An 8,070-nucleotide genomic window follows, 5' to 3' on the forward strand; every position below is an offset into this window, starting at 1 on the left:
GATAGAGGGGGTCGCTAATGGTTGGTGGAGTTGTTTATGTAGCTCCTGCACCTACAAATAAAGTGGTATGAATTTGCATAAGTATACTTTTCCCGTAATAGATCTTATTTTAATGGACAGTCTACATAGATATTCTGAATACCCTTGGTGGGGGTGTTAGATGGCACACTTTCCATAATACAGCGAAGCTATTATAACCAGCTGATTTGCATGCAATTTTTCTTTAATTCTGATATGGTAATTGCTGTAACTATAATGGCAGCTGCTCAAATGTTGGTTATGGAAACCTTCAGCCCTTACTAACGTTTTCCTACAAATAAAAAAACACTTGGTCACTTGGCTTTGCCAGGGTCGGTGAGTAACTGGGCCGTAGAGTAGTTGCTTTTTAGAAAATGGCTAAATTTCTGAGATGATATGGAAGTTACAATAAAACCTGTCGATAAAAAAAATTGGAAAGATATTATTAAGTTGAAGGTTTCGGATAATCAGGCAGGCTTTGTGGCATCCAATATTTATTCACTTGCTGAGGCTGCGTACGGTGAGTCTAGTGTGCCTTTGGGTGTTTTTCACCATAACCAAGCTGTTGGTTTTATTATGTATGAGTCGCTGGATTATGAAGGGAAAGAAGGTGAATACAATATTTTTAGATTTATGGTGGATAAAGATCATCAAAACAAGGGGGTTGGTCGCTTAGCACTACAAAGGGTGGTCGCAGACATTTCTTCAATGCCAAACTGCAAGAGAATTACGATTTGCTACTTGCCGAACAATTCAGTCGCAAAATCCTTTTATCAGAGTGTTGGTTTTAGTGAGGTAGGTCTAGATGAGTCTGGTGAGATGATCGCTGAAATTAAAAATAAATAAATGTATGAAATTCCATGCGTGTAAAGGTGTCGCTTCCCCGCGCACAAGCGTTTGGTTGGTATGGCATACTGACGACCTCGATCAGAGTGATGTAAAAGACCTTTAGGGGTGTACGCAAATTGACAGCCATCACCAATGCACGACTTACCAAAGTCGGTTCTATCTGGAGATCTAAGTGCCAACCAACAATCTTGAGTGAATGAAGATCGTACAACCAACCCTGAAAATTCCAGATATACGTAAGATCAGTAGTCCAGGCTTGACTTTTAGTACGTGATGAGAAATCCCTATTCAGTAGGTTCTCTGCAGCCGGCAGTTGGTGTTTACGGTCTGTCGTCAGTGTAAATCGCTTCTTGCGCCTTACCGTCAAACCTGGTTTTTTTATTAGCCTGCGGACACGATAGCGCCCGACTGCAATACCTTCTTGGTGTGGAAGTTTCATTAACCGACGACTTACGGGGCTCTGTCGAGACTTTTCAAATAAGACCTTCAGGCGATGGCATCGTTGCCATTCTTGAGTATCAAGCGAGCCATTACTACGGCGGCACCAATGGTAATCGCTACTCATATTTACCTGCATTGCTCGGTAGAGCACCCTAGCTCGAAAGCGGCCTTGCTGTTTCTTGATAAAGTTATACTTTAATTCATTTATTTCGCAAAGAAAGTGCTGGCCATATTTAGGGTTTCTTTCTCCATACGCAGCTGCTTGACTTCATGCCGCAGCCGGTCTAATTAAGATTGCGCACCAGCACCAGCATTACGTCACTCTCTTGCTGCTTCCACTCTTTTATCTAACGTCGCAGGCTGTTAGCAGTGGTCCCTATAGCCTCTGCTGCCTTAGAAAACGAATATCCTTGCTCAGAGACCAGAGTTACGGCGTCTTGCTTAAATGCCAGATTGAGATGCCGACGTGTACCTTTTTCTGTCATACTGCACCAGGTACATTCTCTTTGGGTTGGGAGATGTTGAGGTGCGCCTTAAAAACTGATTAGCTAGCCAAAAACCGCCAATAAACATAATATAGGCTAAATCCTATCATTAGCATTAAGCAGGCATAGGTGTAAATTAAATACCATCCCTTTAAGTGATGCTCTTTTGGTACCCATTTTCCATTCATGACTAAAATATTTAGTAATGCAAAAATCGGCGCGCATACGAAGGATAGGGTGGTTACAAAGTCGATTAGGCTTTTAAGCTGATTGGAAAATGAGAAAATTATAAACCAGCTGATAGAGCTCAGGGTAATCAGGGTGGTTAAATAGGTTCTATTCCCTGAGCCCTTGCTGTGGCCTGAGATTTTCAGAGCGTTTCGCCAAACTTGAGGAAACCCATCGGATACCGCAAATGTTGTTGAAAGAAGTGCTATAAAACAAATAATGCTGACAATTAAATGGCTCCAAGCTCCTAAAGACTCAGTGTAAATGTTGATTAACTGCCCAGCAAAAATACCAGGGGACTGAGAAAGTTCGACATTCCCGCCAAACATTATCAATGCCCCTAGCCAAACAAAAACGACGGCTAATAGCAGACTGGTGAAATAACCGACCTTAAAGTCAAACACTAGAGATTTTATAGTGGATTTTTTTTCTCTTTGTTCTTTAATCTTACGTTCTGACCAAATTGAGTGCCAAACAGAGACTTCGATTGAAGTGGGCATCCAGCCGATTAAGGCAACTACAAATGCGACACTCATAGCGGGGGCTAAATCGGGTATCGAGTGCGCTTTAGTGGGAAGAAAACCGTATTTCGATATTGCGGCAATGAGTGTGATTAAACTGGCAGTAGCTAATATCAGTACCATCCACTTTAAACTCTCATTCAGCCACTTAAACTGGCCGGTTATCAATATTCCGCAAGTAATGAGGAGGATAACTGCGGACCACTCGGAGACGTTTAAGATATCGCCAAATAGGTTTACAGCCAGGGCTGCAGTGACAATCGTAACCGCAGCTTGAACAAAGAACATTGTAAGTAATGTGAGTGCTAGATAACTGTAAAAGCCCCAACGGCTATGCTTCCTATAGCCTTCTAGTAAGCTCTCGCCGGTTACGGCGGCATATTCTGGACCAATCTTAAAGAAGGGGTACTTGATTATATGTGCCAGAAAAATAAACCCAATCAAGGCGAAAGCGTATTCGGCTCCAGCACGAGTTGATTGTACGATGTGAGATACGCCAATGCTGCTGGCAGCCCAAATAATTCCTGGGCCCAGGTTTGAGAAAGTACGTCTAAGTGCATTCATTAAACTAGAATTGCTCGGAATGGTGTAGTTTGAAGTGGCTTTTCGCCATATTTATAAAGGTTTTAACTTTCAAGGAGAGCTCACATCGATGGGGATAGAGGGCAAAAACGGTGAGTGGTTTTATTGTAAATTCAGGTAGGATCTCAAATAATTGCCCAGATTCGACATAAGATTTCACTGAGTAATAGGGTGCTTGGATAATCCCTTGTCCTTCAGCGGCGGCCTCATTTAAAATTCTTCCATTGTTGGATTGCCACACCCAGGGCAATTTAATTTTTTTAATTTCATTTTTATCTCGAAATAACCAATGATCACCTCGAACGCTATGGCTAAAGAAAAGCAATTGATGCTTTTTTAGTGACTCCATATTTTCTGGGAGTCCATTTTTGTTAATGTAAGAGTCGCTGGCCCAGAGTGCTAATTTTGTCTTTGCGATAGACTGAACGATGTAGCTTGAGTCAGGCAGTTCCGGCGCGATTCTAAAGACAAGATCGATTTTTTTGTCTAGTAAGTCGATAGGTTCATTGCTGAGATGAAAGTCCAGGAATACTTGCGGATAAAACTCTCTATAAGTTGCGATTAGACTTGAAAAATATTGGCTGCCTAATTCAATGCTGGTCGATATGGATAGTCGACCTTTGGGCTCTTGATTATATTCCGACATCGCCTGATTGGCAGCGTCAAGTTTTTTCAATAATGGTGAAACCTGTCTATAGTAGTTTTCGCCGGCTTCGGTTACCGATACCTTGCGTGTATTGCGCATCACCAACAGGCAACCCAGCTCTTCTTCTAATTGTTTAATGTACTTGCCAACCATCGCTGCAGAAATTCCGAGTTCGCGAGCAGCAGCTGTGAAGTTCTGCTTTTCACAAACTAGGCAGTATGCTTCAAGCGCATGTAATTTGTTCATTGGCCTCTCTCACCGCCAGCCCGAATCTCATGGTGAACTACACACGAGTATACCGGCAAGCATAATAAACTTATAGTTTATACACTATAAACCCCCGTGGCGTTTAAAGTACGTCTGATATGGCTCAAAATGACATGATTAAGTGATATGTGTAGAAATTCCTTTTAGATGAGTCCATGAATATCAAACGAATAATTATTCTTGTAGTTTTGTTTCTTGCTTCTAACAGCCACGTATTTGCGATGGAGGATAAAATAGAGAAAATCCTACTCATTAATGCCAATATAGTGGATGTTAAATCTCTGAAAGTGGTTAAAAAGCAGTCGATTCTTATCGAGGGGGACAAAATCAAAAGAATCACTTCTACGGGAAGGCTTTCCAAAGTGAAAGGTGCAAGCGTTGTGGACCTGAAAGGAGATTTTGTTATTCCGGGTTTAATTGATGCTCATGTTCACCATGCTACTGACCCAGATGGCTGGGATAAACTGTCAATAACGACAGAGCGGCTTCGATACTTGCTTCGTGGCGGTGTCACTTCTGTAAGAGATATGGGGGGGGATGCGCGTGCGCTGGCCTTTTTGAAGCGTCAAGCCGAGGTCGATTCCATAGCATCGCCTGATATCTACTTTTCAATCATAATCGGTGGAGAAACTTTTTTTTCCGACCCGAGAACCATAGCATCGGCCAAAGGGCGTAAACCTGGGCACACCGCCTGGATGAGAGCGGTAGGTGAAAATGCAGATATGGACTCAATCATGCTCCAAGCCAAAGGCGCTGGTGCAACAGGTATCAAGATATACGCAGATGTTGAAGCTGAGTCGCTGCCATTGCTTGCAAGCGCGGCTAAAAAACATGGCCTAAAGGCCTGGTCGCATGCTTATATTGGCCCTTCTAAACCTTTGCAAACGGTTAATGCTGGCGTTGAGACTATTTCACATGCCTCTGATATACCTGCACAATTAGTTGATAACTTTAAAGAATGGCGAAGAGAAAATGCTGGGCTTGAGCGATTTAATCGGGAGGACATACTAAAAAGTGAAAGCTACGCAGAACTTTTTAGCGCCATGAGGGAAAACGAAACAATTTTAGATGCGACACTCTCTGTATTTGAAGAAAGAAAGGACTTAAACGAAAAGTACAGATTACTTCATCAGCTTAGCACTAATATGACGCAACTTGCCTATCAGAGCGGTATTACTATTGCGGCGGGGACTGATGCTTTCAGTGATCTTGAAAAAGATACAACACCTATGATTCACCATGAGTTGAAGTTACTTGTGGATAAGGTTGGTATGACGCCCCTCGAGGCAATTCAGGCAGCGACTTTAAACGCCGCAAAAGTGATTGGGATCGAAGATTCTACCGGTAGTGTCGATGTAGGAAAGAAAGCAAATTTGGTTGTGCTATCAGGGGATCCTGAGAAAAATATTGAAAATAGTACGTCTATTTCCCAAGTTATAAAGAATGGCCGATTTATTTTTATTGGTGATGACCCACAATTACCTTTTTCTTCTTCACGTGAACTGAATGGGACTGTTTGGTTGTCTGGCCAGATTGGTAATTATCCTTCAACTTTAACATTGGCTGGTGAAAGTTTGGAGTCTCAGATGCATCAAGCAATGAAAAATATTGGTCAGGTTCTTCAGGGTGAAAATCTAAGTTTTGAAGATGTCGTTAAATGTACTTTAATGCTTGCCAATATTGATGATTGGTCGGGGGCTAACAAGGTCTATGTTCAATACTTTGATGGCAAGATGCCTGCTAGAAGTGCTTTTGCGTCAAGTGGGTTGGCGTTAGATGCCAAAGTAGAGGTGGAGTGTATAGCTTCGCGAAGTGCCAATTAACTCCGGGGTATTTTATGAGTGATATAAAAAGAAGAACATTAATTAAATTTCTTTTTTCTGGTGGCCTGGGTTCTTATCTGGCTGTTAACTCGGGGATATTAAACGCTTTCTCTAGAGTAGATGAGGGCAGGTCGGCTTGGCATAGATACGATTCATCGATTGTTATTGATGGGCTCGGTGGGGCATTTTCTCTCAAGGATCCGCTGACACCGGATTCCCTAGATATATTCAAAAGATCTGGGATTAGTGCTTTGAATATGACAGTTCCTTATCCGGGCGATAACTATGTTGAAACTTTGAAGAAAGTTGAAAAAACCAAGTCGATTATTGAACAGAACTCAACGCACTTATGCTTGATTCAATCCGCATCAGATATTCTAGAAGCCAAACAAGAAAATAAACTTGGCATCATAATGGGGTTTCAATCAACTGAAATGTTTGACGAGTCACTTTCGGGTATATCTGAGTTCTCGAAGATGGGCGTAAGGGTAATGCAGGTTTCTTATAATGGTCCCTCAATTCTAGGTAGCGGCGGGCTCGTAAAGAAAGACTTTGGAATTACTTCGCTTGGTAAGAAAGCAATCGAGATAATGGAGTCAGAGAAAGTGCTGGTTGACCTTTCACATTCAGGAAAGAGGACTGTTGCAAGCGCTATCAAGCAGGCGAGAAGGCCAATAGTTATCTCTCATACAGGTTGCAATGCAGTTTACGAGCACCCACGTAATAATGATGATGCAGAATTAAGAGCTGTCGCTGAAGCTGGTGGTTTGGTAGGTATTTATTTGATGCCATTTTTAGAAGGCGGTGACCACGAAATCAAAGCTGATATGGTAATCAAACATATACTTCACGCCTATAAAGTGTGTGGTGAAGACCATATTGCTATAGGCAGCGATCAAGGTGTCGTACCAGTTAATGATGGACCTGAGTATCGCGAAAGCATTAGTAAGGAGGTTGAGCGTCGTATTGCTGCAGGAATTTCGGCGCCTGGCGAAACACCACATCGCCCACCATTTATTCCCGAGTTGAATTCAGAAAGGCGAATGGAGCTTGTTGCTTATAAATTAAATCAGAAAGGGCTTTCTGACCGGGTGGTGGAGAAAGTAATTGGCAACAATTGGTTGCGTGTTTTTTCTGTCGTATGGAATTAAAAAGAGGTAATTTTACATGTCTAACTGTTTTGGATTAGGTACTGTATTAAATCGACTGCTTATATACGTTACGTTTACGTTTTCACCGGTACTTATTGCAGAAGAGCTTAGTACCTATTCCAAATTTCCAAACGGCTCTAAGACTGAAGTGATCCCTTTCCCGATGGAGTTTGCTTCAGATATTACTTTAAATGGCATTGAGGAGCTTGTTTTTTTGTCGGGTATGTATAACCCAGAAAAAGAAAATTTTTTTAGTTACGCTTTTTCGTGGACTCATCAACCGGAGAAGAACCAAATTTTTAGTCGGTCCGAAATTAAAAAATTTATCGCAGCTTACTATAGTGGATTGTACAAGGTCGTCAGTGGCGACAACGAGATTGATCTGGCAGTCACCGTTGATCAAGTGGGTGAAAAATGTACAGGTCAGATAGTCTGAATTGAACCATTTATGACCAAAAAGGATCAGACGCTCAACTATAAAGGGTATCAAATCCGCTGTGAAAAGATTAACGAGTTACGCTGGTACTTCTTTGTCTCGCCACAACATTTTTCTCATCCCGTATGGAAGGAGCTTCGGTCGATAAAAACTTCTGACTGTTAGCGATAGGACCTCAACCTGCTTTATTATACGGTACTTCTCGACTGCTGAAAGTTGCACGGACTAAAAGTATTCCCATTAAGCTGGCAAGCGCCAGCCCACATTGAATGATTCTATGCAGGCTTTAGAATGCGTTAGAAGCATTGGATACTCCGTTAGGAATGGTTAAGTATTTATATATCTTTTGGTGTGTATATCCACAATATATACATTACTATTCTTTTGCTAATAGCAGTAGCGTTTATACGCATTAATTTGTAGCCATCCAGAATGATTCTATTATCATTTGGTCCAGGCTAATAACTGGATGAGCACCCTTTTTCTTAAGTTTTAATTTAAACTAAGGAACCTCTGAATAATTCCGAGCTGATTTGGTAGTATTCAGTTATCCGTCAAGACTACGATAGATCATGCACCAAGTCACCTTTGCCGAAGCAGAATACAATCTGAAGCGCCGTAAA

Annotated in this window: 6 protein-coding genes; 4 read left to right on the forward strand and 2 right to left on the reverse strand. The window is 41.8% G+C overall.

What is annotated here, in order from left to right; translation table 11 throughout:
• The first annotated feature begins 414 nt into the window (after window positions 1–414).
• Window positions 415–864, forward strand: a complete 450-nt coding sequence (locus ACCI51_RS18040; protein ID WP_371844813.1) for a GNAT family N-acetyltransferase — start codon at window positions 415–417, stop codon at window positions 862–864.
• 988 nt (window positions 865–1,852) lie between these two features.
• Here ACCI51_RS18040 and ACCI51_RS18045 read toward each other — a convergent pair.
• Window positions 1,853–3,106 carry an NRAMP family divalent metal transporter gene (locus ACCI51_RS18045; protein ID WP_371844814.1) on the reverse strand — a complete coding sequence of 418 codons (1,254 nt, stop codon included), beginning with the start codon at window positions 3,104–3,106 and terminating at the stop codon, window positions 1,853–1,855.
• Between the two features lie 4 nt (window positions 3,107–3,110).
• Complete coding sequence (locus ACCI51_RS18050; protein WP_371844815.1) at window positions 3,111–4,016, reverse strand: LysR family transcriptional regulator; 906 nt, start codon at window positions 4,014–4,016, stop codon at window positions 3,111–3,113.
• A gap of 176 nt (window positions 4,017–4,192) precedes the next feature.
• On the opposite strand from ACCI51_RS18050, the gene ACCI51_RS18055 reads away from it, so the two are divergent.
• The 3 genes from ACCI51_RS18055 to ACCI51_RS18065 are packed head-to-tail and all read left to right on the forward strand — an operon-like array spanning window position 4,193 to window position 7,447.
• A complete protein-coding gene (locus tag ACCI51_RS18055; RefSeq protein WP_371844816.1) occupies window positions 4,193–5,860 on the forward strand; it encodes an amidohydrolase family protein in 1,668 nt (555 codons plus the stop codon).
• Window positions 5,861–5,874: 14 nt separating this feature from the next.
• Entirely contained in the window at window positions 5,875–7,011 is a 1,137-nt protein-coding gene (locus tag ACCI51_RS18060) for a dipeptidase (RefSeq protein WP_371844817.1), read from the forward strand.
• A 16-nt stretch (window positions 7,012–7,027) separates the two neighbouring features.
• Complete coding sequence (locus ACCI51_RS18065; RefSeq protein WP_371844818.1) at window positions 7,028–7,447, forward strand: hypothetical protein; 420 nt, start codon at window positions 7,028–7,030, stop codon at window positions 7,445–7,447.
• Window positions 7,448–8,070: the final 623 nt, after the last annotated feature.

The sequence above is a fragment of the Microbulbifer echini genome, assembly GCF_041447225.1.
GTDB classification, from domain to species: Bacteria; Pseudomonadota; Gammaproteobacteria; order Pseudomonadales; family Cellvibrionaceae; genus Microbulbifer; species Microbulbifer echini.

What these genes read in the sequence shown, in the direction of transcription:
- ACCI51_RS18065 (WP_371844818.1), top strand. Translation starts at nt 7,028, where the DNA reads ATGTCTAACTGTTTTGGATTAGGTACTGTATTAAATCGACTGCTTATA.
- ACCI51_RS18050 (WP_371844815.1), bottom strand. Translation starts at nt 4,016, where the DNA reads ATGAACAAATTACATGCGCTTGAAGCATACTGCCTAGTTTGTGAAAAG.
- ACCI51_RS18045 (WP_371844814.1), bottom strand. Translation starts at nt 3,106, where the DNA reads ATGAATGCACTTAGACGTACTTTCTCAAACCTGGGCCCAGGAATTATT.
- ACCI51_RS18055 (WP_371844816.1), top strand. Translation starts at nt 4,193, where the DNA reads ATGAATATCAAACGAATAATTATTCTTGTAGTTTTGTTTCTTGCTTCT.
- ACCI51_RS18040 (WP_371844813.1), top strand. Translation starts at nt 415, where the DNA reads ATGGAAGTTACAATAAAACCTGTCGATAAAAAAAATTGGAAAGATATT.
- ACCI51_RS18060 (WP_371844817.1), top strand. Translation starts at nt 5,875, where the DNA reads ATGAGTGATATAAAAAGAAGAACATTAATTAAATTTCTTTTTTCTGGT.